The sequence below is a fragment of the Paraburkholderia phenoliruptrix genome, from assembly GCF_047325075.1.
Taxonomy (GTDB): domain Bacteria; phylum Pseudomonadota; class Gammaproteobacteria; order Burkholderiales; family Burkholderiaceae; genus Paraburkholderia; species Paraburkholderia phenoliruptrix.
The window spans coordinates 1,113,281-1,136,433 of the sequence record NZ_CP168530.1; the positions used below are offsets into that span (position 1 = coordinate 1,113,281).

Here is a 23,153-nt window from a genome sequence, read left to right on the forward strand (position 1 = left end):
GTGGTAAGTCCTTGACCGGAGGTCAACATGCCGGCTCCCATCGGATCGGTCCCCGCGCTGAGCGCGGCGTCGGCCACCATCTTTTCGATCGGTATTGCGTTTCTCGGCTACTGGGGAATGTATGAGCCGACCGGCTGGCGCGCAGCGGATGTCGTGGTGTTCATCCTCGCGCTGATCGGCTTCGGCTGCCTCGGGCTCGTGCCGTGGATGGCTACGACGCCCGTCGAGCCTGAAACCAGCGACGCGAGGATACGCATTGCGCGGCATCTCTTTCTCGCGGGCGTATCGGCGATCTGGCTCGCCGTGGCGGTTTCGGTAATCTTCTGAGTCGCCGCAAAACAAGCGAAAAAACGCGCGCCTGACTGCAACAGGGTGCAACAAGGCGCGCGCTTCATCCAGCCCGACAGCCTGCGTTCAGCGCTCGATCTGACGATTCCAGCGCGTGTCCCACTGCGCGCGGTGTGCGTTGATCGTGTCCCAATCCACCACCGTGACTTTGTGCACGAGGTCTTCCACGTTACCGAGGCTTTGCTGCATGGCGGGCGTCATCTTCGCGAGACGGTTGGTCGGAATCTGCTTGCCGGCCTCGGCGGCTTTGGTTTGCGCGGGAGCCGACAGCAGGAATTGCGCGAGCTTTTGCGCAAGCTGCGGATCGGGGTTGTTGTTGACCACGCACAGGTCGACGAGCAGCAGCACCGGACCTTCCTTCGGGTTCACATAGCCGACCGGAATGCCCTTGTCGGCCAGATCGCCAACGGCAGTGGGCGTCAACGGAAAGAGCCCTGCTTCGCCGGTCTGCACCATTTCAGAAATCTTCGCCGAATTCGGCACGTATTCGACGACGTTCGGGCCCACCGTGCTCGCCCACTTCGTGAAGCCGGGCTCCACGTTCTGCTCGCTGCCGCCCATCAAACGGTTGATGGCGAGAAAGCCGTGCAGGCCGAACGTGCTGCTCGACGCCGATTGGAACACCACCTTGCCCTTGTACTTGGGATCGGCGAAGTCCATCCACGAAGTGGGCGGCGCCCAGCCTTTCTCGGCGAACAGCTTCTTGTTGTATGCAATGCCGGTCATGCCGAGTTGCACGCCCGCGCCCATGTCGTCCTTCATGCGTGCGAACGGGTAGAGCTCCTTGAGCACCGGCGAGTCGTCGAGCTTCTTGCACACGCCCATGCTGACCGCGCGCGCCATCACGCCGTCGTCGAGAAACACCACGTGAATCTGCGGGCTCGCCTTGTTCGCGAGCAGCTTCGCGAGAATATCCGACGACGTACCCGGCACCACCACCACTTTTACGTTGTTCGCTTTCTCGAACTCGGGTAGCACCTGGCTCGTGTACGCCTTCTCCATCGGGCCGCCGTTCATGCCGATGTAAATCGTCCTGGTCTGCGACCAGGCCGGCGCGGCGGCGCCGAAGGCACACATGGCGGCGAGTGCCGCGATCGTCTTGAACAGTTTCATCGATGATCTCCTGTCTTCGTGAGTGTGGGTTTTGAGGTGTGTTTTTAAGCGACGGATGACGCAGCGACCTGCGCAAAGCGGCCAATCGAAAAAGCGTCGAGAGGCGTGGCCGTGGCGCCGTCGATGACGAGATCGGCGAGCACTTCGCCGACACCGGGCGCGAGCAGAAAGCCCCCGCCCGAAAAACCGAATGCATGGAGAAGCCGCGGCACGGCGCGGCTCGGCCCGATGATCGGATTGCTGTCGGGCGTCTCGCCCTCGACGCCGCTCCACGTGCGGATCAGCAACGCCTCACGCAGCGCGGGCAGCAGCGCGCACGCGTCGCGCATCACGGCCCGCGTGGTTTCCGTCGACGGCCGCCCGTACTCGCCGTCGCCGCTTCCGCGTCCGCCGCCGATCACGCAATTGCCGCGCGCCACTTGCCGTGCATAGATGCCGCCGCCATACACGCCCAGGTTGTGCGTGATGAAAAGCGGCAGCGGCTCGGTCACCCACATGTTCGGGTAGATCGGCTTCATCGGCGCGCGTTCGCCGAAGTAACCGGCCACCGTGTTCGCCCACGCGCCGGCGGAATTGATGAGCCAGTCCGCGCTGATTTGCGTGCCGCCGGCGCGCATCTGAAAGCGCTTGCCGTCGTGATGAATGTCGCTGAGTTCGGTTTGCTCGTGCACGTGAGCGCCCGCGGCACGCGCGGCGCGCGCAAACGCGGGCGAGACGAGCCGCGGATTCGCATGACCGTCGCTGGCACACAGCGAGCCGCCGATAGCGGCCGTGCCGAGCCACGGGTAGCGCCGGCGAAACGGCTCGCCATGAACCAGTTGCGCGTGCAGGCCGTATTCGCGCGCCATGTCGGCCCATTGCTGAAGCGCGGCGAGATCGCCGTCGCTGCGTGCAAGGCGCAAATGTCCGGACACGGTGAATTCGCCGTCGATGCCGATGAGCTCGGGTAAGCGGTCCCAGATGCGCCGCGCGCGTAGGGCAAGCGGCATCTGCTCGACCGGGCGGCCCTGACAGCGCACGCCGCCGTAGTTCACGCCGCTCGCCTGCGCGCCGCAAAAACGCCGCTCGAAAAGACCCACGCGCAAGCCGCGCTTGGCAAGCGCCAATGCCGCCGACGATCCGACGAGCCCGCCGCCCGCAATCGCCACGTCGTAGTGCACGGTGTTACTCATCGCGCGCCTCCTCGGGAATCTCGGCGACATCGTCCGCATACAGCGCGGGCGAGAGCGGAATCGGCTTGACCGGCGGCTGGCTGCGCAGGCGGCCCACGGCTTCGAGCGGACGCCCGGTTTCCTCGGCGAGCAGATGCAAGGCCGCTTCGCCGCACATGCGGCCCTGGCAGCGTCCCATGCCCACGCGAGTGAGCGCCTTCAGGCGATTGATCTCGTTCGCTTCGCCGGCGCGGATGCAGCGCCGCAGTTCGCCCGCGTCGATTTCTTCGCAGCGGCACACGGTCATCTGATCGGGCCATTGGGCGGCGCAGTGGGCGGGCGGCGCGAAAGCGCTCTCGATGCCCGCGCGAAACACCGCGATGCGTTGCAGACCGCGCTCCAGCGACGCTGCATCAGGCATGCCGGGCCCGAGCGGATGTCGGAGGCCGAGGTCGTCGAGCAAGGCCAGCGCGGTGCGACGCCCGGCGAGCTCCGCGGCGTCTGCGCCTGCAATGCCGGCGCCGTCGCCGGCCAGGTAGATGCCGCGCACGGAGCTGCGCCCGCCGGCGTCCAGTTCGGGCAGCCAGCAACGGTTGAGCGCGTCGAAGCGGAAGCGGCAACCCGCGAGATCCGCGAGCTGCGTTTCGGGTTTCAGGCCGAAGCTGATTCCGACAGCGTCGCATGCCATTGTTTCGGATACCGAATCAGTATCGGATGCACGCCACTCGATGGACCGGACGTTTTCCGCGCCGTGAATGGCCACGAGCTTCACGCCGTGCTCGATGCGTATGTCATGCGCCTTCAGCCAGCCGACATAGTAGAGGCCTTTTGCAAACGTCGACGGAATGCGTGCGAGTTTCGGCGCGGCGGCGACCTGCTGCGAGAAAGGGCTCGTGTCCAGCACGGCGGCGACGTGTGCGCCGGCTTTCGCATATTGATAGGCGACGAGATACAGCAGCGGCCCGGTCCCGGCGAGTACCACGCGATTGCCGATTGCGCAGCCTTGCGCCTTTAACGCGACCTGCGCGGCGCCCAGTGTGTAGACACCGGGCAGGGTCCAGCCGGGCAGCGGCAAAACGCGGTCGGTCGCGCCGCTTGCAATGATCAGACGCGAAAACGGCACGCCGGCTTCACGCCCGCCGGCAAGGGTATCGAGGCGACCCGCTTCGCAGGCCCACGCGAGCGTGTCCGGGCGATAGTCGATGTGCGGCAGCAGCGCTGCCATCGTCGTGTGCAACGCGTCGGCCTTGCGCGCCTCGAAGCCGTACAGCGCTTTTTTCGAGCGCTGAAAACCGCAGTTCGGGGGCGGCTGGCGGTAAATCTGGCCGCCCCAGCGCGCGTTTTCGTCGATCACGATGGGGCGCAGGCCCGCGGCGACGAGCGTTTCGGCGGCGCGCACGCCGGCCGGTCCTGCGCCGACAATGACGATGCGGCGAGCGTCGCTCATGGCGCGTCTCCCTGAGCGGCGAGGCCCGCCACGCCGGCAACAGCAGCGTCGGCACGCGCGGCGCGGCTCTGCGTGAGCACACGCATGCCTTCCGTGACGAGCGTCGAACACGCACGGATGCGCTGGCCGTCTTCGGTGCGCATCCAGCAGTCCTGGCACGCGCCGATCAGACAGAAGCCGGCACGCGGCGCACCGCTGAATTCGCTGTTGCGCACGCGGCGCTGTTGCATCAGCACGGCAGTCAGCAAGGTATCGCCTTGCAGCGCGGACGCTTCATCGCCGTCGATATAAAAGCGCAACGGCGCGCGTCCCGTTTCGGCGATGCGCACGAATTGCGGCTCGCACGCGGGCTTTGAAGCTTGAGATGACGGCAAGTTCGACGGCATGAGGGCGTGAGCAGAAGAAGACATCAATGCTGGCCGATCAGAATGCGGTTGAGTCCGTACACGCGATCGAGCAACAGCATCGCGCCCGCTGTAATGAAGATCACGAGCGCGGACACGGAGGCCATCATCGGGTCGATGGATTCGGTTGCGTACATGTACATGCGCACCGGCAGCGTGACCGTTTGCGGCGAGGTCACGAAAATCGACATCGTCAGTTCATCGAAGCTGTTGATGAACGCGAGCAGCCAGCCGCCCGTGATGCCGGGCAGGATCATCGGCAAGGTAATGCGGCGAAAGGTGGTCCACGGGTCGGCGCCGAGCGAGTGCGCCGCATGTTCGACGCTGCGGTCCAAGCCGCTGACCGAGGCCAGCACGAGCCGCATGACGAACGGCGTGATGATGATCATGTGCGCGACGATCAGCCAGGCGAACGAACCGGTGGCGCCGATCAGCGCGAAAAAACGCAGCAGCGCGATGCCGAGCACGAGGCCGGGAATCACGAGCGGCGAGAGCAGCAGGCCGTTCAGGAAAGCGCGGCCCGGAAAGCGCGCGCGGCCGATGGCAAGTGCGGCGGGCAGCGCGACGATCAGCGAAAGCGTCGCGGATGCAAACGCAAGCTTGAGGCTGTTGAAGAATGCCGCGATGAAATCCGGGTAATTGAGGATCGCGCGAAACCAGCGCAGCGACACGCCGTGCGTCGGCAACGTGAGCGTTTCGTCGGGCGTGAATGCGACCAGCACGACGATCACGAGCGGCGCGAGCACGAACGCAATGACGAGCGCGTGGAAGATCAGCGCAATAGGACCGTTCTTTCTCATGATGTGTGTGCGCGAAGCCGTTGTATCAACCCAGACTTCTGGCGTACCTGCGCTCCAGAACCCGGTAGTAGGTGAGCATCACGATCAGATTCGCAAGCAGCAGCAAAAGCGCAATCGTCGCGCCGAGCGGCCAGTTCAGCGAGCCGAGGAATTCGTCGTAGACAGCAGTCGCGGCGACTTTCAGGCGCCGTCCGCCGAGCAGGCCGGGAATCGCAAATGCGCTTGCCGACAGGCCGAATACCATGAGGCTGCCCGACAGAATGCCCGGCGTGAGTTGCGGCAGCACGATGCGGCGCAGCGTCGTCGCGGGCGAGGCCATCAACGAAAGGGCGGCGTTTTCCGTTTGCGGATCGAGCTTCTGCAACGCCGTCCAGACGGGAATCACCATGAAGGGCAGCATGACGTGCACGAGGGCGATCACAATCGCGAAGGTGGTGTACTCGAGCTTGTACGGGCCGAGACCGACCAGTGCGAAGGCCTGATTCACGAGACCATTGCTATTAAGCAGCATGCTCCAGCCGAACGCGCGGACCACGACGGACACGAGCAGCGGCGCGAGAATCACGAGCAGAAACATCGAGCGGTAGGGATCGCGCATGCGCGACAGTACGTAAGCCTCCGGCGTGCCGATGACGACGCACAGCAGCGTGACGACAAATGCAATGCCGAAGGTGCGCAGAAAGATGGTGTGGAAATACGAAGAGCCGAGCACTTCGACATAATTGCCGAGCTGAAACGCGGCGAGCGGGCCGCTTGCCGGGTCGAAGCGATAGAAGCTCAGCACCAGAGTCATCAGAAGCGGCACCAGCACGAGCGCGACGAACAGCAGAAACGCGGGCAGGCACATCAGCCAGAGCGGTACGAATGCACGCCATGGCGCGCGCCGCGAGCTTGCCGAATCCGCGTTGCCGTTTTCCGTGGCGGGCAGCGTGCTATCCATGATGCGCGTCCCGTTGAATGAAGCGGATTGCCTCGCTGTTCCAGTCGACGCCCACGGCGGCACCTTCCGGCAACGGCTCGTTGCCTTCGTTCTGGCAACACACGAGCACTTCGCCGAGCCGGCTGTCGAGGCGATACAACCACTGGCTGCCGAGAAAGAAGCGGCTCGTCACGGTGGCGGGCACGCGTCCCGCGTCCGGCGCGCACAGGCGCAGTTTTTCGGGGCGGATGCACAACGTGACGGCGTCGCCGACGCCGGGCACGCGCTCGCGCGTCGGCAGTTGCGCGGTGCGGCCGGTTTCGCACAGATCGTGTCCGAGGTCGACGCGGATCGCGTCGCCGTCGCGCGCGATCACTGTGCCGGGCAGCATGTTCGCCTTGCCGATGAACTGCGAGACGAAGCGGTTCTCGGGCCGCTCGTAGGCTTCATACGGCGTGTCGATCTGCGTGATGCGGCCCGCTCCCATCACGACGACGCGGTCGCTGATCGACAGCGCTTCGGACTGGTCGTGCGTGACCATGATGGTCGTCGTGCCGATCTTGCGCTGAATGCCGCGCAGCTCGAACTGCATGTCCTCGCGCAGCTTCGCGTCGAGGTTCGACATGGGTTCGTCGAGCAGCAGCACCGGCGGCGCGATCACGATGGCGCGCGCAATCGCGACGCGTTGCCGCTGACCGCCCGACAGTTCGCGCGGAAATCGATGCGCGAGCTGATCGAGACGCACGAGCGACAGCGCTTCGCGCACGCGCTCTTTGCGCTCCGCCTTGTCGACGTTGCGCATGTCGAGCCCGAAACCGACGTTGTCGGCCACGCTCATATGCGGAAACAGCGCGTAGCTCTGAAACACCACGCCGAGGCCGCGCTTGTTCGGCTTCATGTGTGTGATGTCGCGGCCGTCGAGCGTGATGCGCCCGCGTGTCGTTTCGAGGAAGCCGGCGATCATCTGCAGCGTGGTCGTCTTGCCGCAACCGGACGGCCCGAGCAGCGAGACGAACTCGCCTTTTTCCACCGACAGGTTGACGTCCGCGACGGCCTGCAGCTCGCCGAACGATTTGGCGACGTCTGTGAGTGTGAGGAACGACATGGTGTGGCCTTTGTATGCCTCGATGGAGCCGACTCTAGCTAGCCAAATTAAGAGACGTCAATTGCAAATTCCGGTTGCCGGTATAAGTTTTGAAAAAATTCCATTAAACGGAATGCCATGCGCCCCGCCATGCAGAATCGTTCCGCTCCGTGTCCTCCGGACAATCCCTATGCATCGACGCAAACGTCGCACGCACGCTGAATCTCGTGCATGATTCACCCATCGGACAAAACCCCTTATAGTGTTCCGATCAATGGAATAAATGCGACTCCGAACGATGAATGCTGCCGCCAAACGAGATATCGACAGCGACACTGCCGAAGCCGGCGCCGCGCCCGGCACCGGCATGCTGGAACGCGCCTTCGCCGTGATTCGCGCGTTAGCCGAAACGCAATCCGACGGCAGCCGCGTTACGCGTCTTGCGAAGGCGGTCGGCCTGACGCAGGGCACGGTGCATCGCATCCTGCATGCGCTGATTGCCGAGGGCATTGTTGAACAGGACGAGAATTCGAAGCTTTACCGGCTGAGCGTGAATTTCTTCGCGCTCGCGGCGCAGGCGGGCAATCCGAGCGGCATGCGCACGCTATGCCGTCCGGCCTTGTTGAGACTTTGCGCGAGCCTCGGCGATACGATTTTTCTGCTCGTCAAAAGCAGTTTCGACGCAGTGTGTCTCGACATCTGCGAAGGGCCGTTTCCGATTCGCTCGTTCACGGGCGATATTGGCGGACGCGTCGCACTCGGCGTGGGGCAGGGGAGTCTGGCGATTCTCGCGTTCCTGCCCGAGGCCGAGCGGGAAGAGATCATTCGCTTCAATGTGCCGCGTATTCGCGGCTATGGCGTGCTCGACGAAGTGTATTTGCGCACGGAGATAGAACGCGTGCGGCAGTTGGGTTACGCGGGCCGCAATAGCGGCGTGCTCGACGGCATGGCCGGTGTGGCCGTGCCGATTCTCGACCGCACCGGCGTGGCGGTGGCCGCATTGAGCGTCGGCACGCTGGCTGCGCGTTTGAGCGACGACCGCTTGCCGATGGTGGTGGAATTGCTGCGTCGTCAGGCCGAGGCGATCGGCCCGCAAACCAATCCGTTCGATGTCGCGTTGCGCCGGCCCATGCACGGCCTGTCGCGCGCAATGACGAGCGTGCGGATTCCCGGTTCGGAGCAGGAATAGAGCGCCGCACGCAGCACTGGCGAGGCCGGCGTCACGCACGGATATGCGCGACGTGACGCCTTCCGGTCTTCTTGCGGCGCGCGTGCGCGGCGCTCAGAACACTTTCACCGGCACATTCACGACCAGACGGTATTCCATGTTGTTGCCGTCCGAGTAGTAAGCGCTGCCGTTGTGCCACATGGCGATGAACGTGACCTTCGTGTCCTTGAAGCGGCCGCTTTGCAGCGTATAGCTCGGAATGAAGCCGAACTCGTGATGATGGCCGTGCACGGGCTGGCCGTTCTTCCAGTACAGATCGTGCAGCGCGGCGCTCGGCGACGCATTCTCCGCAGCGCCCGCCGATGCATCGGCGCCCCAGCCGTACGCGCCCCACAACATCGCCTTGAGTCCGGGCACGCCCGCGTATTTTCCGTCGAACGTATAGCGCAATTGCAGCGATTGCTCGTGCGGCGCGTTGTAGTCGACGTCCATCGAGTTGGTCAGATAGATGCCGTTGGTCTCGTTCACGTAGTCGAAGAACTGGTCGCCGAGCACCTGCTGATAGCCGAGCAGCAGCGCATGCGGCCCGTGTTGCGCGGACACGGAGAGGCTATACGCATTGCTGTTGATGTGCCCTTGGCGCGACGCGCCGGTGTCGTGCGTCGAGTAGATGTTGGCGAGCCCGCTCCACTTGATCGTGGTCGGATCGCCGAACGACTGCGAGACCGAACCGTAGTACTGACGCCAGACATCGTCCGCCTGGTCGACGTAAAGCGACATCTCGCCGTTCTTCGCATAGTGCCAGGTGCCGCCCAGATACGTCAGCCGGTCGATGCGCGTGCCGCCGTACGAGGTGGTCAGATTGGTGAGGTTCGTGTGGCCGCGTGCGTCGACCTTGGTGAAGCTGCCGGCCTCGAGCGTGGTGTGAACCAGATCGTTGCTGACGACCGAGACGCCGAGGAAAGTGGGCGGCAACGCGCGGTTGTCGTGCGGCTCGAGAAACGGATTCGTCACGCCCTGCAAGCCGTATTTGACGACCGTTTCTGAAATGCGTCCCTTGATGTCGTACATGCCCGGGTACGCCCACGCGAGCTGCTGCGAGCCGCCGCCGCTTTTGCCGACGTGCACCATGTTGCCCGCGCCGTTGCCGCCGTCGAGCTTGAATGCGCCGAATAGCGACGCATCCACGCCGAAGCCGACGAGCCCTTGCGTGAAGCCCGATTCATAGTTCACCTGAGCACCTTGCACCCACGCATGGCGGTAGAGGTTGGGCGGCGCCTGGAAGTAATCCGCGTAATTGCGCAATTGCAGATTCAAATGGCTATCCGCAATAAAGCCCTTACTCGCGGCCTGGCTCGACGGCGGCTCGGGCGGCGTGACGGTTTGAGAAGCTTCCGCGTTGACGAGGGCGTTCGTCGTATCCGGCTGATCGTTGCGGATCTGGCCGCCCTGATCCGCGCGGCGCTTGTTTGCAGGTTGAGCCTGCGACACTTGCGCGGGCGACGACAACGCTTGCGCGGCGGGCGCGGCGTTGCTCGCTTCGGGCGCGGGCGGCGTCACGCTGTCGTCGGCGTAGGCGTTCGCGGCGATAGCCAGCGCGGGAACGGTGAAGGCACAGCAGATCGCGGCGGTGACTCCGGACTTTTTCGACCGGGTTCGTGGTGTGTTGTTTTTCATTAAAGGATGTCTCGGCAATGGTGATGAAACTTCGGCCGGCGGTTAGCCAGTCCACGCTAATCGCCCGTCTTGCGGATTGCAGGACGAGCGAATCCAACGGCGCGGCGAGACCGCCGCGCCGGAGAATCGGGTCGTTAGGGTTGTGCTTGTACTTCGGTTAAAGGCGGCAGGTTTAGCCGTCGCCGACACGAATGCAGGCCACCCGCGTCGCGTTTGAGCCGTGCGTGACAGGCGGCGGAATCTGTGCCGCACAGGCGTCGAGCGCATCGGGGCAGCGCGTGCGAAATGCGCAGCCGGAAGGCGGATTCAGCGGCGACGCAATCTCGCCGCGCAACAGCAGATGGCGCCGCGCGCGCTCCACTGCCGGATCGGGCACCGGCACGGCGGAGAGCAACGCGCGCGTGTACGGATGACGCGGCGTGCCGTACACGTCGCGCTTGTCGCCGAATTCCATGACGCGACCGAGATACATGACGAGCACGCGGTGGCTGATTGCCTTGACGACCGCGAGGTCGTGCGCGACGAAAATGAGCGAAAGCGACAACTCGCGCTGCAGATCGCGCAGCAGGTTGACGATCTGCGCCTGGATCGACACATCCAGCGCGGATACCGGTTCGTCGCAAATCACGAGTTGCGGTTCGCCGATCAACGCGCGCGCAATGCCGACGCGCTGACATTGACCACCGGAAAACTCATGCGGATAGCGGCGCATATGCTGCGCATTCAGACCCACGCGCTCCAGCATGGTCAGCACCCGGCGCTGCACGTCGGCACGCGCAAGCTGTCTGCCGTGCGCAACGAGCGGCTCTGCGACGACCTGTTCGATCGTCATGCGCGGATCGAGCGACGCTAGCGGGTCCTGGAAAATCATCTGCACGTCGCGGCGCAGGCGGCTCGTATCGCGACGCCCCGCAGGCAACACCGTCTCGTTGCCGAGCCAGCGCACGCTGCCGCTTGCGACGGGGGCGAGTCCGATGATCGCGCGCGCGAGCGTCGACTTGCCGCAGCCCGATTCACCGACAAGCCCCACTGTCTCGCCGCGCCGCACGCTGAACGAGACGCCGTCCACGGCGCGCAGTGTCGCCTTGCCCGACCACGGGTAGCCGCCGCGCGGCACGCCGAATTGCACCTTGAGCTGTTCGACCGAGAGCAGGGTGGTCGCTTCGTTGCTTGCAACGGATGTCGCGTTCATACGTGTTGTGCCTCCAGGATGTCGGCCGCCGGACGATGGCAGGCGCGCCGCGCCCGCGGGTCGTTCGCCGTTGCAACGAGCACGGGACGCGATTCGCGGCATGCGTCGCTGCAATACGTGCAGCGCGGCGCGAACGCGCAGCCCGCGCCCGCTTCGCCGGGCAGCGGCGGGTTGCCGGGAATGGTTTGCAGGGGGCGTTCGTCGTCGCTGTCGTCGGTGAGGCGCGGCAGTGCGTTGAGCAGCCCGCGCGTGTACGGATGCGTCGGCGCGGCAAAGAGCGTGGCGGCGCTCGCCTGCTCGACGGTCTGGCCGGCGTACATCACCATCACGTCGTCGCATAGACCGGCAACGACGCCCATGTCGTGCGTGATCAGAATGATCGCGGTGCCGCGCTCGCGATTCAGCTCGCGCAGCAACTCGATGATCTGCGCCTGCACGGTGACGTCGAGCGCGGTGGTGGGTTCGTCGGCGATCAGGATTTCGGGCTCCGACAGCAGCGCCATGGCGATCATCACGCGTTGCCGCATGCCGCCGGAAAACTCGTGCGGATACATGCCGATGCGGCGTGCGGCATCGGGAATGCGCACCGACTCCAGCGCTTCGATCGCGCGGCGGCGCGCCTCGCGCCGCGACATCTTGCGATGCAGTTGCAGCGTCTCCGTCATTTGCCGCTCGATCGTCAGGAACGGATTGAGCGAGGTCATCGGGTCCTGAAAAATCATGCCGATGCGGTCGCCGCGAATCCTGTTGAGCGCGGCTTCATTCATGGCGAGCAGATTGTCGCCGCGATAGAGCGCTTCGCCCGACACCTGGCCGTTGCCCGCGAGCAGACCGAGGAGCGCCATCACCGTCTGGCTCTTTCCCGAACCCGATTCGCCGACAATGCCGAGGGTGCGGCCTGCTTCGAGCGAAAACGATACGCGCTGCACCGCGTCGACGGGCGCGCCTTCGCGGCGCGTAAAGCGCACGCTGAGATCTTTGACTTCGAGTAGCGGCATGTCAGCGGTCCTTGGGATCGAATGCGTCGCGCAGACCGTCGCCGACGAAATTCACGCAGTAGAGCGTGACGCACAACATTAGAGCCGGGCAGAGCAGCAGCCACGGCATGGACTCGAGCTTCTGCGCGCCGTCCTGAATCAGCACGCCCCAGCTGGTCATGGGTTCCTGCACGCCGAGGCCGAGGAACGACAGCACGGATTCGGTGAGCACGATGTTCGGCACGGTCACGCTTGCGTACACGACCACGACGCCGAACAGGTTCGGCACGATATGCCGCGCGATGATCGAGCGCGAACTCACGCCGATGGCTTTGGCGGCGTCGATGAATTCGCGCGAACGCAGCGACAGCGTCTGGCCGCGCACCACCCGCGCCATGTCGAGCCACGAGAACGCGCTGATGGTGAGCACGACGAGATAGAACGCGCGGCCGAACAGGGTCATCATCAGAATCGCGATCAGCATGTAGGGAATCGCGTACATCATGTCGACGATGCGCATCATCACCGCGTCGACGCGACCGCCGAGATAACCGGCGGTTGCGCCATACGCGACGCCGATCAGCCCGGACACGAGCGTGCCGAGCAGTCCGACTTCGAGCGACACGCGCCCGCCTTGCAGCGTGCGCGCGAGCAGGTCGCGGCCGAGTTCGTCGGTGCCGAACCAGTGCATGTTCTGCCATGTCGGCGGCAGGCTGATTGCGGACCAGTCGCTGTCGATCGGACCATTGGGCAGGAGCCAGGGCCCGGCCACGCAGGCGAGCACGATCAGCAACAGCACGACGCTGCTCGCGAACGCCGCGCGGTTGCGAACGAAGCGCGCGGCGGCGCGGGCAAGCGGGCCGCGCGAGCGCGCAGCGCCGGTCATGGCGGCGAGCGGGTTGCGTGCCGCGGCAGTCGATTGAAGAGAGCGGGCCATGATCAGTACCGGATGCGCGGGTCGAGCCACGCATAGGCGAGGTCGACCAGCAGGTTGAAGAGCACAGCGGCGGCGGTCGTCAGCACGACGAGACCGAGCACGAGCGTGTAATCGCGATTGATCGCGCCGTTCACCACCAGTTGCCCGAGGCCCGGCAGCGCGAAAACCGACTCGGTCACGACAGCCGCGGTGATCGACGAAATGCAAAGCGAGCCGAGTAGCGAGACGACGGGCATGAGCGCCGGCTTGAGCGCGTGACGCAAGACGATCGTGCGGCCCGGCAAGCCCTTGGCGCGCGCGGTGCGGATGAAGTTGCCGGACAGCACTTCGATCATGCTGCCGCGCATGACACGCGCAATCGCCGCGACGTTGATGAAGGTGACCAGCACGATCGGCAGCACGCGATAGCGCCATTCGCCTTCGCCCCAGCCGCCGGCCGGCAGCCAGCCCTGGCCTTCGGAGGTTTTCAACAGGATCGCGAAGATCCACACGAGCACGGGCCCGAGCACGAAAGGCGGCACCACGTTGCCGATATTGCCGAGCACCATCACCGCGTGATCGACGAAACGGTCGCGGCGCACGGCGGCGAGCGTGCCGAGCGCGACGCCGATCACGACAGCGATCGGCACCGACACGCCGCCGACGCCGAGGCTCACCGGCAACGCTTTCCAGACGAGGTCGTTGACCGACCAGTCGGCGTAGCGGAACGACGGCCCGAGATCGCCGCGCAGCAGCGAGCCGAGGTAGTGGAGATACTGCAGCCACAGCGGTTCGTCGAGGTGATACTTCGCGTTCAGGTTCGCGAGCACGGCCGCCGACAGTTGCCGCTCGGTGTCGAACGGGCCACCCGGCGTGAGATGCAGCAGCAGATAGCACGCGGTGATCACGGCGAGAATCGTCGGGATCGCCCACAGCGTGCGGCGCAGCGTATAGGCCAGCATGTCGGTGCTCCGCGCTTAGTGCTTGATCAGGTACATGTCCTGCGTGGCGCGCTGGTCGACGTAGTTGGTCGACGTGTAGCCGCCCACGTACGGCTTGACGAGCCGCACCGCCGAGTACTGGAAGAGCGGCACCATCGGGTAGTCGTTCATCGCCATGGTGTGTGCCTCGGTGAGGAGCGCGGTGCGTTTGGCGTCGTCGAGCTGCTGGTTGGCTTCGTCGACGATCTTGTCCACTTGAGGATTGCAGTAGCGCTGATCGTTCTGCACGCTGTTGCAGCGGATCAGATCGAAATACGACATGGCGTCGTTATAGTCGACGAACCAGCCGTCGCGCGACGCCTGCACCTTGCCGTCATGGCGCTGCTTGAGCAACACTTTGTATTCGACGTTTTCGAGCTTTGCGTTGACCCCGAGCCTGGTGCGCCATTCGGACGTCGCAAAGAGCGCGACCTTCTTGTGCAGATCGTTCGTGTTGTAGGTGAGCGTGAACGTGAGCGGCTTCGCGTCGGAATAGCCGGCGCTTCTCAGCAGATTGCGGGCATAGTCCACGCGCTTTTCCATCGGCCAGCTTGCCCAGTCCGGCTTGAATACGGCTGCGCCTTGCGTGCCTTTGGAGATGAGGCCGTACATGGGCAGCTCGCCGTCGGCCGTCAGGCGCTGCGTGAGCAGATCGCGGTCGAGCACCATGGAAAGCGCCTGACGCACGCGCTTGTCCTTGAACAGCGGATCTTCGTTGTTCAGGCTGTAGTAGTAAGTGGCGATCTGCAGGCCGGTTTTCAGCTCGGCGCCGAACTGCTTGCTCACCTGCGCGTAGATGCCGGACGGAATCGAATAGGTGTAGTCGAACTGGCCCGCCTGATACATGCGCATGGCGGTTTCGTCGTTTTCAATCGGCAGATAGGTCACTTTCGTGATCACGACCTTGCTCGCGTTCCAGTACGTCTTGCTCTTCGTGCCGACGAGCCGGTTGCCCGGCTGCCAGTCGGCGAGCGTGTACGGGCCATTGCCGACGAAGTTGCCCGGCCGCGTCCAGTCGCCGCCGAATTTCGTCACGACGTCGCGGTTGACCGGGGCCATAGTCGTCATGGCGACGAGTTGCGGGAAAAAGGCAGCGGGCACCTCGGTGGTGACTTCGAGCGTGTACGGGTCGGCGGCGCGCACGCCCAGGCTCGAGAGCGGCGCCTTGCCGGCGAGAATCGCCTTGGCGTTCTTCACGAATTCGACGAGCACGGTGTACTTGGAGCCGGTTTTCGGGTCGAGCACGCGCTGCCATGCGTACACGAAATCGTTTGCGGTGACGGGCTGCCCATTGCTCCAGCGGGCATCATGGCGCAGCTTGAACACCCATGTGTCGGGGCCGGTGCGCGTCCACGACTGCGCGACGCCGGGCACGATCGCGCCGGCGGCGTCGATGCGCGTGAGGCCCTCGAAGAGGTCGAGCGCGATCGTATTGCCGGTCCAGGATTCGATGTGCGCCGGATCGAGCGACTCGGTTTCCCCCGGCACCTGCCGGGTCATTTCCTGGCTGGCCGCGAGCGTGACGCCGGCCGGCACGGTGACGGCAAAAGCGGAAGGTGCAAAGGACGAGGTAAAGCTGAGGACGAGCGCACTCAGCGCCGTCGCGTAGGCAAACGGGGTTTTCATCGGTTCAGATCGCAGGAAAGGTCGAGAGAAGAAAGCGCCGGCGTCAATGCGCCTGGCTATCTGCTTTGTTCGGGCCGGGGCGGCCCTTGTTGTTTGTCCAACATGCAGGAATCCTTACATTTAGTAATGCAGGCTGTCCTGCCGGATGAACCGGGAAAGTTAGCCTGCTTCTTTAAAACAGCCTCGGTGTGCCCACCCAGACCACCACCGACTCCACGCGCGCGGTGTTCATCCAGCTGTGCGGCACCGTCGATTCGTAATGCGCGCTGTCTCCTGCACGCAGAACAAACGTCTTGCCTTCCAGCGTCAACGACACTTCGCCGTCGATCACATACAAAAACTCTTCACCGGCGTGCGTCGTGACCTCCGAACGCTTTTGCCCCGGCGGCATCTTCACGAGGATCGCCTCGAGCTGCCGGCCGCCTGTCACGTTGGTCAGGCGCGCGAACAGATTGGCGGAGTCCGCGAAACCGAAAAACTTCAGCTGATCGCCGCGGCTCACCGAGCGCTCTTCGCTCGGTGTGTCGACGAAGTACTGCACCGTGACCCCGAGCGCGTGAGCGATGCCGGCCAGCGACGTGATGGAAGGCGATGCGAGACCCCGTTCCACCTGCGACAAAAACGGCTTGGAAATGCCCGCCGCGGTTGCCGTGTCGTCCAGCGTGCGCTTCAGCCGGTGCCGCAGCGCGCGGATCTTGCTGCCTACTTCGAGTGCCGCATTGCTCTTATGAATTGTCGTGACCATAGCAGGAGGAAATTAGCCCGTCAAAATTTGTTTGATATAAGCAAATATGGTTTGATCCGGCCTTGCCGGGACTGCGGGCCTGAGACCCCGGCTTCAAACCCACCGCCATTTTCGAGACAACACGCTATGTTGCCAGAAGCTACAAGACGCTCAGCCGATGCGGCCGGCAATGCGGAAATGCCGCGGCTTTCTTCGGAAAGGGACGTGACACGATTAGGCGGTGTCTGTCTCTATGCGCGGTGGATAGGCGGGCGGCCGTAGCAAGCAGAGTTGCCTTCGGCGATGCGCCGGTTCGCGCCGGACGCACGCGATTGTCGGCACGCGCACGGTCTGCCGTGTGGCGCTGCGAATCGAGGACCATTGCGCGGGGTACCGCCCACGTAGCACCGGCGGCGACGCGTCAAGGGGGCAGCTGCCATTGGCCACGCGGAAGTATCATGGCGTGGACATAACAGGTAGCCAGTCAGAATGGAAATCCACATCGCCGTTCAAGGGCATCACGACCTCTCCGGGCAGATCTATCGGCAGTTGCGCGCCGGTATCCTGGAGGGGCGCCTCGCCGGCGGCACGCGTTTGCCGTCCACGCGCGATCTCGCCGCGCAGCTCGGCGTCTCGCGCAAGACCACGCTCGATGTTTTCGAGCGGCTTCTTTCGGAGGGTTATCTCACTGCGCGGGCCGGTTCGGGCACCTTCGTGGCCGACGGTCTGGAGCGCCTGCCGGCCGAGCGCTCGCCTCATGCGCGCGCGGCCGCTTCGTCGCGCGAACCTGCGAAGACGAAGAGCGACGCCGCGCGCGCCCAACCGCTGTGGGAGCAGATGCCCGACAGCCTGCCGATGCCGCGGCCTTCCGTGGCATCGCCGCACGATTTCGTCGGCGGGGCCACTGACAAGACGTTGTTCCCGTTCGACGCCTGGCGCCGTTGCGTGAACCACGCGCTGCGTACGCAAGCGCGCGGCCCCGGCACTTATCGCGACGCGGCGGGCGAACAGGAATTGCGGCTCGCGATTTCGCGCTACCTCGCGTTCAATCGCGCGGTGTCCAGCAACTGGGAAGAAGTGATCGTGACGCAAGGCGCGCAGCACGCGCTCGACCTGCTCGCGCGCGTCACGCTCGGGCCCGGCGAAGTGGCCGCTATCGAAGATCCCGGTTATCCGCCTGCGCATGCGTGCTTCACGGCAACCGGCGCGCGCGTGGCGCACGTGCCGGTCGACCGCGAGGGTTTAATCGTCGGCAAATTGCCGGACAACGCGCGGCTCGTCTACGTGACGCCGTCGCATCAGTTTCCGCTCGGCATGCCGATGAGTCTCGAGCGCCGCGTCGAACTGCTGGAATGGGCGCAAAAACGCGGGGCCGTGATTATCGAGGACGACTACGACTGCGAGTACCGTTTTGAAGGCCGGCCGATGGAGCCGCTGAAAAGTCTCGACCGTGCAGGACTCGTCGCCTATGTGGGCACGTTTTCCAAAACCATTTTTCCCGAGCTGCGAGTCGGCTACGTGGTGCCGCCGGCATCGCTGTTCAGGCCGCTTTTCAAGGCCCGCCAGATCGCGGACTGGCACGGCTGCACACTCACGCAAACCGCGCTTGCCTCGTTCATGCTGAACGGCGATTTCGCCAAGCACCTGCGGCGCATGCACAAGACCTATGCGGCGCGGCGTGCGACGCTGCTTTCGCATCTGCAAGGCCCGCTCGCGCCGTGGTTCGAGCCGATCGTGCCGACGGCCGGCATCCATCTCGCGGCGCGCTTGCGGGCGCCGCTCACGGAGCAGGCGGTGGTGACGGCCGCGCGCGACGCGTCGATCGGTCTGTATGGACTGTCGCCGTTCTATCAGCGCGCGAAACCGCAGGCGGGTCTGATCTTCGGCTACGGCAACATTGCCGGGCAACATATCGACGCTGCGTTGCAGAAGCTCGCGGACATCCTGCCGCGACTCCCTTCATAGCCGCCTGCAAGCGCGCCCGGCGCCGTGACGTTGCAACGGCTCATGTGGCGCGGCCAATGCGGAGTTACCCGAAGGCTCTGTCCGAGGCTCGATTCGCGAGCGAGCGACATGGCGCGCAAAGGACTCGCGCGTAGCGCAAACGGCCTGTCCAAAGCGTTAAAAATGTTCCCGCGACGGCGCACACAGCGGTGGCCGCCCCGCAGAATGTGCCGCTACACAGGGGTTGAAATCGCTTGTAACGCACTTTACGAATCGGTGTTGCCGGGTGCGCAGAAGCAGTTTAGCCCCTGAAACAAGGCTCAAAATGAGTTCGGCAGTCTGCGCCGCGCAACAAACCTGTGCCCTGATACACAAAAGAGTCGCGCAAATCGCATGAGCGCTTGTAGAATCCGGCGTTGAAGCGTGCGCATACGGTGTGCGCTTCGTGCAATTCACTGACCACAACAGGTAGGAGAAACATGCCGACTTCCGCAAAAAAGGTGGCCAAGAAGGCTGCTGCCCCGGTACCGACCAAGAAGGTTGCTGCAAAGAAAGTCCCTGCGAAGAAAGCTCCCGCAGCTAAGAAGGTCGCCGTGAAGGCGTCCGGCGCACCGTCGCCGATCAAGGACACCTTCACGAAGGCCTCGCTGGCTGCACACGTTGCTGAACGCGCAGCGGTCGAACCGAAGGCTGCCAAGGCCGTTCTGGCCGCGCTCGAAGACACGATCCTCGGCGCAGTGCATAAGAAGGGCGCCGGCGAATTCACGCTGTCGGGTCTTCTGAAGATCGTCGTGCAAGCCGTGCCGGCCAAGAAAAAGCGCTTCGGCAAAGACCCGTTCACGGGCGAAGAGCGCTGGTTCCCGGCCAAGCCGGCTAGCGTGCGCATCAAGGCACGTGCGCTGAAGAAGCTGAAGGACGCTGCAGCAGGCTAAGTCCGCTTCACGCCTTTGCTCAGGGTGGCTCAGCCCTCAGCATTGCAAGCAGTCAGAATCCCCGTGGATGCAACTCCACGGGGATTTTTTTTGGCGCCTGCCTTCCGCGCTCTCTCGCGCGGTACGCCCCAAAATACGACGCGCTGCATCGTCGGGGCCGCTTATGCACTGTACTAGCGCATCGTGTGCGGCAGCAGTACGATGACAGCGAAGCGCAACGCTTTGCGATGCGCGCTTCATGTGCATGTCTGCCGGTTTGGCGCGCTAAAAGCTCAATGGCATAGCGCTTGCTTGAATGAAGTCGAACACCGAATGCGCAGCGCATTCGCCTTCTATCCGACAACAAGAGCGGGGCGTGACATGCGATGCTATGACGAGATGCGTCATCATGACGATGCCGTGCGGCCACATTACGCGCGCTTTGAGCGGTGGCTCTCGAAGCAGGGCAATGAAGCGATCGCACGCAAGCGTGCGGAAGCCGACCTGCTGTTTCGCCGGGTCGGCATTACGTTCGCCGTGAACGGCGACCTCTCCGGCACCGAGCGGCTGATTCCCTTCGATCTCATTCCACGCATCATTCCGCGCGGCGAATGGCAGACCCTGGAAGCCGGCCTGCGTCAGCGCGTCCAGGCGCTCAATCTGTTTATCCACGACGTGTATCACGATCGCAAGATCGTGCGCGCCGGCATCGTGCCCGCGGACCAGGTTTATACCAACGCGCAATACCGGCCGGAAATGCAGGGCGTCGACGTGCCGCTCGGTGTTTACGCGCATATTGCCGGCGTCGACGTGGTGCGCGCCGGCGACGACGGTGAGTTCTATGTGCTGGAAGACAACCTGCGGGTGCCGTCGGGCGTGTCCTATATGCTCGAAAACCGCAAGATGATGATGCGGCTTTTCCCCGAGCTGTTCGTGCAGAACCGCATTGCGCCGGTCGCGCATTATCCCGATCTTCTGCTCGATACGCTGCGCTCGGTCGCGCCCGAAGGCGTCGACGATCCGGTCGTCGTCGTGCTGACGCCGGGCATGTACAACTCCGCGTATTTCGAGCACACGTTCCTCGCGCAACAGATGGGCGTCGAGCTGGTGGAAGGCAAGGACCTTTTTGTCGACGACAACTATGTGTTCATGCGCACGACGCAGGGGCCCAAGCGGGTGGATGTGATCTATCGCCGGGTCGACGACGATTTTCTGGACCCACTCGCGTTCCGCAACGACTCGGCGCTCGGCGTGCCCGGCCTGCTGACCGCGTATCGGGCGGGGCGCGTCGCGCTCGCCAATGCGATGGGCACGGGCATCGCCGACGACAAATCGATCTACCCGTACGTGCCGGACATGATCGAGTTCTACCTGGGCGAGAAGCCGATCCTGAACAACGTGCCCACGTTCCAGTGCCGCAAGCCCGACGATCTTGCCTACACGCTCGCGCATCTGCCGGAACTCGTCGTCAAGGAAGTGCACGGCGCGGGCGGCTACGGCATGCTCGTCGGGCCCGCCTCGACGAAGGCGGAGATCGAAGCGTTCCGCGAGCGTCTGATCGCGCGCCCGGCAGGCTATATCGCGCAACCCACCCTGGCGCTTTCCGCTTGCCCGACCTTCGTCGAATCCGGCATTGCGCCGCGCCATATCGACCTGCGTCCGTTCGTGCTGTCGGGCAAGACGGTCACGATGGTCGCGGGCGGACTGACCCGGGTCGCGTTGCAGGAGGGCTCGCTCGTCGTCAATTCGTCGCAGGGAGGCGGGACCAAAGACACGTGGATGGTCGACTGACGCGGTTGCCGCGCGGCTGGCCTGGCCGCGCCCGCAACCCAGCGCGCCGGGGCGCTCATCGAAAGCCGCCGGCGCATACGGATAACCAGCGCGAGCTTTACTTCAAGAGACCTCGCGTCATCAGATACGGAACGCCGTCATGCTAAGCCGCACCGCCGATCACCTCTTCTGGATGGCCCGCTACATGGAGCGCGCGGAGAACACCGCCCGCATGCTCGACATCAACCTGAAGGCGCTTTTGCTGCCGCAGACGCCCGACCAGGAGGCGCGCGCGCAACGTTCGGTGCTGCGCATCTCCGAACTCGAGTCCGCCTTCGCGCAGCGCTATGACGAGCCGACGCGCGAACACGTGCTCGATTTCATGGTGGCCGACGCGACGAACCCGTCGAGTATTCATTCGTGTTTGCACGCCGCGCGCGAAAATGCGCGTGCCGTTCGCGGCACCTTGACGACCGAATGGTGGGAGACGATCAACGATACCTGGCTCGAATTCAACGAGCGTATTTCGTCCGGTCAGGCCGCGGCGAATCCCGGCGCGTTGTTCGAATGGGTCAAGTTTCGCTCGCACCTGTCACGCGGCGTGACGATCGGCACCGCGTTGCAGGACGACGCGTTCTTCTTCACGCAGCTCGGCACGTTTCTCGAGCGCGCCGACAACACGGCGCGTATTCTCGACGTGCGCTTTGCCGACGTGGAGCCGAATTCGCGCGACGCCGCGCGCCAGCTCGAAGACTTCTATTACTGGACTTCGATTCTGAGCTCCGTGTCGGCGCTGGAAATCTATCGCAAGGTGTATCGCGACGTTGTCACGCCGGCCCGGGTCGTCGAATTGATGATTCTCAACCAGCAGATGCCGCGCTCGCTGCTCGCCTCGCTCGAAGGCGTCTGCGCGAATCTGGCGATGCTGCGCACGTCGGGCTCGAACCAGTGCGAGCGGTTCGCCGGCAAGCTGCGCGCCGAACTGCTCTATTCGGATATCCGGCAGATTTTCGAAGCCGGCCTGCACGCGTACCTGACGCAATTCCTTGCTCGCGTGTTCGAGCTCGGCAATCTCGTCGCGCGTACCTATCTCATGCTGCCAGTCGCCTGACGGAGTTTCCATGTACCTGACAATCCGCCACGAGACGTCCTATCGTTACGAAGCGACTGTCCATTACTCGATCCAGCAATTGCGGCTCACGCCCGCAAGCGGCGCCTCGCAGGTTGTGCGGCGCTGGAGCATCGACGCGCCGGGCAAGCTCGACGCAGCGTTCGACGCCTACGGCAACGTGCTGCATACGCTCGTCATCAACAAGCCGCATAGCGAGATTCGCCTGCACGTAGCCGGCGAAGTCGACACGATTGCGCTGCGGGACGGCCGTCTTCCCGACGATGCCGGTCCGATTCCGCTCGAGCATTTCACCTGCGCGACGCGCCTCACGGAGGCCGACGCGGCGATTCGCGAACTGGCCGGCTCGGTGCCGAGTCTCGGGAGCGCGTCCGGTCTCATCGCGCTGTCCGAGCGGATCGTCGAACAGGTCAGGTACAGCCCGGGCGTGACCGAGGTGACCAGCACGGCGGCGCAGGCGCTCGCGCTCGGCAATGGCGTGTGTCAGGACCATGCGCATCTGATGCTCGCATGCTGCCGGACCCGCGGCGTCCCGGCGCGCTACGTGAGCGGCTATATCGAACCGGGCGACGTCGCACACGCGGCGAGCCACGCGTGGGTGGACGTGTGGCTCGACGGCACCGGCTGGGTGTCGATCGATGTCACACATGCCGCCTTCGCCAGCGAAATGTACTGCAGGCTGGCTGTGGCGCGCGATTACGAGGCGGCGGCGCCGGTGCGCGGCCGGCGCATCGGCGGCAGGGAGGAGCAGTTGAAGGTGTCCGTCAACGTCACTGCGCAGATGTCGCAGTAGGCGGCGCCGGGTCTCGCGCCGCGCGAGTCGCCACTGCTATCAAGTACAAACCCGCAACGGCCGTAATACGGTGAAGAAGC

Annotated in this window: 21 protein-coding genes; 7 read left to right on the plus strand and 14 right to left on the minus strand. The window is 64.3% G+C overall.

Going from position 1 to position 23,153, the window contains the following annotated elements:
• Positions 1-27: 27 nt before the first annotated feature.
• Positions 28-327: a hypothetical protein gene (locus ACEN8U_RS04960; protein ID WP_013590722.1), complete on the plus strand. Its 300-nt coding sequence runs from the start codon at positions 28-30 to the stop codon at positions 325-327.
• A gap of 87 nt (positions 328-414) precedes the next feature.
• Here ACEN8U_RS04960 and ACEN8U_RS04965 read toward each other — a convergent pair whose 3' ends face one another.
• The 7 genes from ACEN8U_RS04965 to ACEN8U_RS04995 are packed head-to-tail and all read right to left on the minus strand — an operon-like array spanning position 415 to position 7,287.
• Positions 415-1,461 (minus strand): ABC transporter substrate-binding protein, encoded by a 1,047-nt coding sequence (locus tag ACEN8U_RS04965; RefSeq protein WP_310108494.1) that lies wholly within the window; start codon positions 1,459-1,461, stop codon positions 415-417.
• 44 nt (positions 1,462-1,505) lie between these two features.
• Entirely contained in the window at positions 1,506-2,633 is a 1,128-nt protein-coding gene (locus ACEN8U_RS04970) for an FAD-binding oxidoreductase (protein WP_310108492.1), read from the minus strand.
• A complete protein-coding gene (locus tag ACEN8U_RS04975) occupies positions 2,626-4,059 on the minus strand; it encodes an FAD/NAD(P)-binding oxidoreductase (RefSeq protein WP_310108489.1) in 1,434 nt (477 codons plus the stop codon). Before ACEN8U_RS04975 ends, ACEN8U_RS04970 begins: the two co-directional genes overlap by 8 nt.
• Positions 4,056-4,445 carry a (2Fe-2S)-binding protein gene (locus ACEN8U_RS04980; protein WP_310108792.1) on the minus strand — a complete coding sequence of 130 codons (390 nt, stop codon included), beginning with the start codon at positions 4,443-4,445 and terminating at the stop codon, positions 4,056-4,058. The genes ACEN8U_RS04975 and ACEN8U_RS04980 overlap by 4 nt, the downstream gene beginning before the upstream one ends.
• 23 nt (positions 4,446-4,468) lie before the next feature.
• Positions 4,469-5,263 (minus strand): ABC transporter permease, encoded by a 795-nt coding sequence (locus tag ACEN8U_RS04985; RefSeq protein WP_310108486.1) that lies wholly within the window; start codon positions 5,261-5,263, stop codon positions 4,469-4,471.
• 25 nt (positions 5,264-5,288) lie between these two features.
• Positions 5,289-6,203, minus strand: coding sequence for an ABC transporter permease (locus tag ACEN8U_RS04990; RefSeq protein WP_310108482.1), 915 nt, complete (start codon positions 6,201-6,203; stop codon positions 5,289-5,291).
• Complete coding sequence (locus ACEN8U_RS04995; protein WP_310108479.1) at positions 6,196-7,287, minus strand: ABC transporter ATP-binding protein; 1,092 nt, start codon at positions 7,285-7,287, stop codon at positions 6,196-6,198. The genes ACEN8U_RS04990 and ACEN8U_RS04995 overlap by 8 nt, the downstream gene beginning before the upstream one ends.
• A gap of 277 nt (positions 7,288-7,564) precedes the next feature.
• On the opposite strand from ACEN8U_RS04995, the gene ACEN8U_RS05000 reads away from it, so the two are divergent.
• Positions 7,565-8,455, plus strand: coding sequence for an IclR family transcriptional regulator (locus ACEN8U_RS05000; RefSeq protein WP_310108790.1), 891 nt, complete (start codon positions 7,565-7,567; stop codon positions 8,453-8,455).
• A gap of 93 nt (positions 8,456-8,548) precedes the next feature.
• Here the strand turns inward: ACEN8U_RS05000 and ACEN8U_RS05005 are convergent, their stop codons facing one another.
• The 7 genes from ACEN8U_RS05005 to ACEN8U_RS05035 form a co-directional block, all read right to left on the minus strand.
• Positions 8,549-10,111, minus strand: coding sequence for an OprD family outer membrane porin (locus tag ACEN8U_RS05005; protein WP_413657409.1), 1,563 nt, complete (start codon positions 10,109-10,111; stop codon positions 8,549-8,551).
• A gap of 172 nt (positions 10,112-10,283) precedes the next feature.
• Entirely contained in the window at positions 10,284-11,303 is a 1,020-nt protein-coding gene (locus tag ACEN8U_RS05010; protein WP_310108475.1) for an oligopeptide/dipeptide ABC transporter ATP-binding protein, read from the minus strand.
• On the minus strand, positions 11,300-12,301 hold the full coding sequence (locus tag ACEN8U_RS05015; RefSeq protein WP_310108472.1) for an ABC transporter ATP-binding protein: 1,002 nt from the start codon (positions 12,299-12,301) through the stop codon (positions 11,300-11,302). Before ACEN8U_RS05015 ends, ACEN8U_RS05010 begins: the two co-directional genes overlap by 4 nt.
• Position 12,302: 1 nt before the next feature.
• Entirely contained in the window at positions 12,303-13,166 is an 864-nt protein-coding gene (locus ACEN8U_RS05020) for an ABC transporter permease (RefSeq protein ID WP_310108789.1), read from the minus strand.
• 53 nt (positions 13,167-13,219) lie between these two features.
• Positions 13,220-14,158, minus strand: coding sequence for an ABC transporter permease subunit (locus ACEN8U_RS05025; RefSeq protein WP_310108469.1), 939 nt, complete (start codon positions 14,156-14,158; stop codon positions 13,220-13,222).
• A 15-nt stretch (positions 14,159-14,173) separates the two neighbouring features.
• Entirely contained in the window at positions 14,174-15,802 is a 1,629-nt protein-coding gene (locus ACEN8U_RS05030) for a peptide ABC transporter substrate-binding protein (protein ID WP_310108467.1), read from the minus strand.
• A gap of 172 nt (positions 15,803-15,974) precedes the next feature.
• A complete protein-coding gene (locus tag ACEN8U_RS05035) occupies positions 15,975-16,547 on the minus strand; it encodes a cupin domain-containing protein (RefSeq protein WP_310108464.1) in 573 nt (190 codons plus the stop codon).
• 468 nt (positions 16,548-17,015) lie between these two features.
• Between ACEN8U_RS05035 and ACEN8U_RS05040 the strand changes: the two genes are divergently transcribed.
• The 5 genes from ACEN8U_RS05040 to ACEN8U_RS05060 all read left to right on the plus strand — a co-directional run bounded on the left by ACEN8U_RS05040 (position 17,016) and on the right by ACEN8U_RS05060 (position 23,073).
• The gene (locus ACEN8U_RS05040) at positions 17,016-18,491 is read left to right on the plus strand and encodes a PLP-dependent aminotransferase family protein (protein ID WP_014972214.1); all 1,476 of its coding nucleotides are present in this window, start codon (positions 17,016-17,018) and stop codon (positions 18,489-18,491) included.
• 458 nt (positions 18,492-18,949) lie between these two features.
• Positions 18,950-19,402, plus strand: a complete 453-nt coding sequence (locus ACEN8U_RS05045) for an HU family DNA-binding protein (RefSeq protein ID WP_013590705.1) — start codon at positions 18,950-18,952, stop codon at positions 19,400-19,402.
• Positions 19,403-19,762: 360 nt separating this feature from the next.
• On the plus strand, positions 19,763-21,172 hold the full coding sequence (locus tag ACEN8U_RS05050) for a circularly permuted type 2 ATP-grasp protein (protein ID WP_028360692.1): 1,410 nt from the start codon (positions 19,763-19,765) through the stop codon (positions 21,170-21,172).
• A gap of 139 nt (positions 21,173-21,311) precedes the next feature.
• Positions 21,312-22,262, plus strand: a complete 951-nt coding sequence (locus tag ACEN8U_RS05055; protein WP_310108461.1) for an alpha-E domain-containing protein — start codon at positions 21,312-21,314, stop codon at positions 22,260-22,262.
• Between the two features lie 10 nt (positions 22,263-22,272).
• Positions 22,273-23,073 (plus strand): transglutaminase family protein, encoded by an 801-nt coding sequence (locus tag ACEN8U_RS05060; RefSeq protein ID WP_310108458.1) that lies wholly within the window; start codon positions 22,273-22,275, stop codon positions 23,071-23,073.
• The last annotated feature ends 80 nt before the right edge of the window (positions 23,074-23,153 follow it).

What these genes read in the sequence shown, in the direction of transcription:
- ACEN8U_RS05005 (WP_413657409.1), bottom strand. Translation starts at nt 10,111, where the DNA reads ATGAAAAACAACACACCACGAACCCGGTCGAAAAAGTCCGGAGTCACC.
- ACEN8U_RS05015 (WP_310108472.1), bottom strand. Translation starts at nt 12,301, where the DNA reads ATGCCGCTACTCGAAGTCAAAGATCTCAGCGTGCGCTTTACGCGCCGC.
- ACEN8U_RS04985 (WP_310108486.1), bottom strand. Translation starts at nt 5,263, where the DNA reads ATGAGAAAGAACGGTCCTATTGCGCTGATCTTCCACGCGCTCGTCATT.
- ACEN8U_RS04960 (WP_013590722.1), top strand. Translation starts at nt 28, where the DNA reads ATGCCGGCTCCCATCGGATCGGTCCCCGCGCTGAGCGCGGCGTCGGCC.
- ACEN8U_RS05010 (WP_310108475.1), bottom strand. Translation starts at nt 11,303, where the DNA reads ATGAACGCGACATCCGTTGCAAGCAACGAAGCGACCACCCTGCTCTCG.
- ACEN8U_RS04995 (WP_310108479.1), bottom strand. Translation starts at nt 7,287, where the DNA reads ATGTCGTTCCTCACACTCACAGACGTCGCCAAATCGTTCGGCGAGCTG.
- ACEN8U_RS05060 (WP_310108458.1), top strand. Translation starts at nt 22,273, where the DNA reads ATGTACCTGACAATCCGCCACGAGACGTCCTATCGTTACGAAGCGACT.
- ACEN8U_RS04970 (WP_310108492.1), bottom strand. Translation starts at nt 2,633, where the DNA reads ATGAGTAACACCGTGCACTACGACGTGGCGATTGCGGGCGGCGGGCTC.
- ACEN8U_RS05055 (WP_310108461.1), top strand. Translation starts at nt 21,312, where the DNA reads ATGCTAAGCCGCACCGCCGATCACCTCTTCTGGATGGCCCGCTACATG.
- ACEN8U_RS04980 (WP_310108792.1), bottom strand. Translation starts at nt 4,445, where the DNA reads ATGCCGTCGAACTTGCCGTCATCTCAAGCTTCAAAGCCCGCGTGCGAG.
- ACEN8U_RS05045 (WP_013590705.1), top strand. Translation starts at nt 18,950, where the DNA reads ATGCCGACTTCCGCAAAAAAGGTGGCCAAGAAGGCTGCTGCCCCGGTA.
- ACEN8U_RS05035 (WP_310108464.1), bottom strand. Translation starts at nt 16,547, where the DNA reads ATGGTCACGACAATTCATAAGAGCAATGCGGCACTCGAAGTAGGCAGC.
- ACEN8U_RS05030 (WP_310108467.1), bottom strand. Translation starts at nt 15,802, where the DNA reads ATGAAAACCCCGTTTGCCTACGCGACGGCGCTGAGTGCGCTCGTCCTC.
- ACEN8U_RS05050 (WP_028360692.1), top strand. Translation starts at nt 19,763, where the DNA reads ATGCGATGCTATGACGAGATGCGTCATCATGACGATGCCGTGCGGCCA.
- ACEN8U_RS05040 (WP_014972214.1), top strand. Translation starts at nt 17,016, where the DNA reads ATGGAAATCCACATCGCCGTTCAAGGGCATCACGACCTCTCCGGGCAG.
- ACEN8U_RS05000 (WP_310108790.1), top strand. Translation starts at nt 7,565, where the DNA reads ATGAATGCTGCCGCCAAACGAGATATCGACAGCGACACTGCCGAAGCC.
- ACEN8U_RS05020 (WP_310108789.1), bottom strand. Translation starts at nt 13,166, where the DNA reads ATGACCGGCGCTGCGCGCTCGCGCGGCCCGCTTGCCCGCGCCGCCGCG.
- ACEN8U_RS04990 (WP_310108482.1), bottom strand. Translation starts at nt 6,203, where the DNA reads ATGGATAGCACGCTGCCCGCCACGGAAAACGGCAACGCGGATTCGGCA.
- ACEN8U_RS04975 (WP_310108489.1), bottom strand. Translation starts at nt 4,059, where the DNA reads ATGAGCGACGCTCGCCGCATCGTCATTGTCGGCGCAGGACCGGCCGGC.
- ACEN8U_RS04965 (WP_310108494.1), bottom strand. Translation starts at nt 1,461, where the DNA reads ATGAAACTGTTCAAGACGATCGCGGCACTCGCCGCCATGTGTGCCTTC.
- ACEN8U_RS05025 (WP_310108469.1), bottom strand. Translation starts at nt 14,158, where the DNA reads ATGCTGGCCTATACGCTGCGCCGCACGCTGTGGGCGATCCCGACGATT.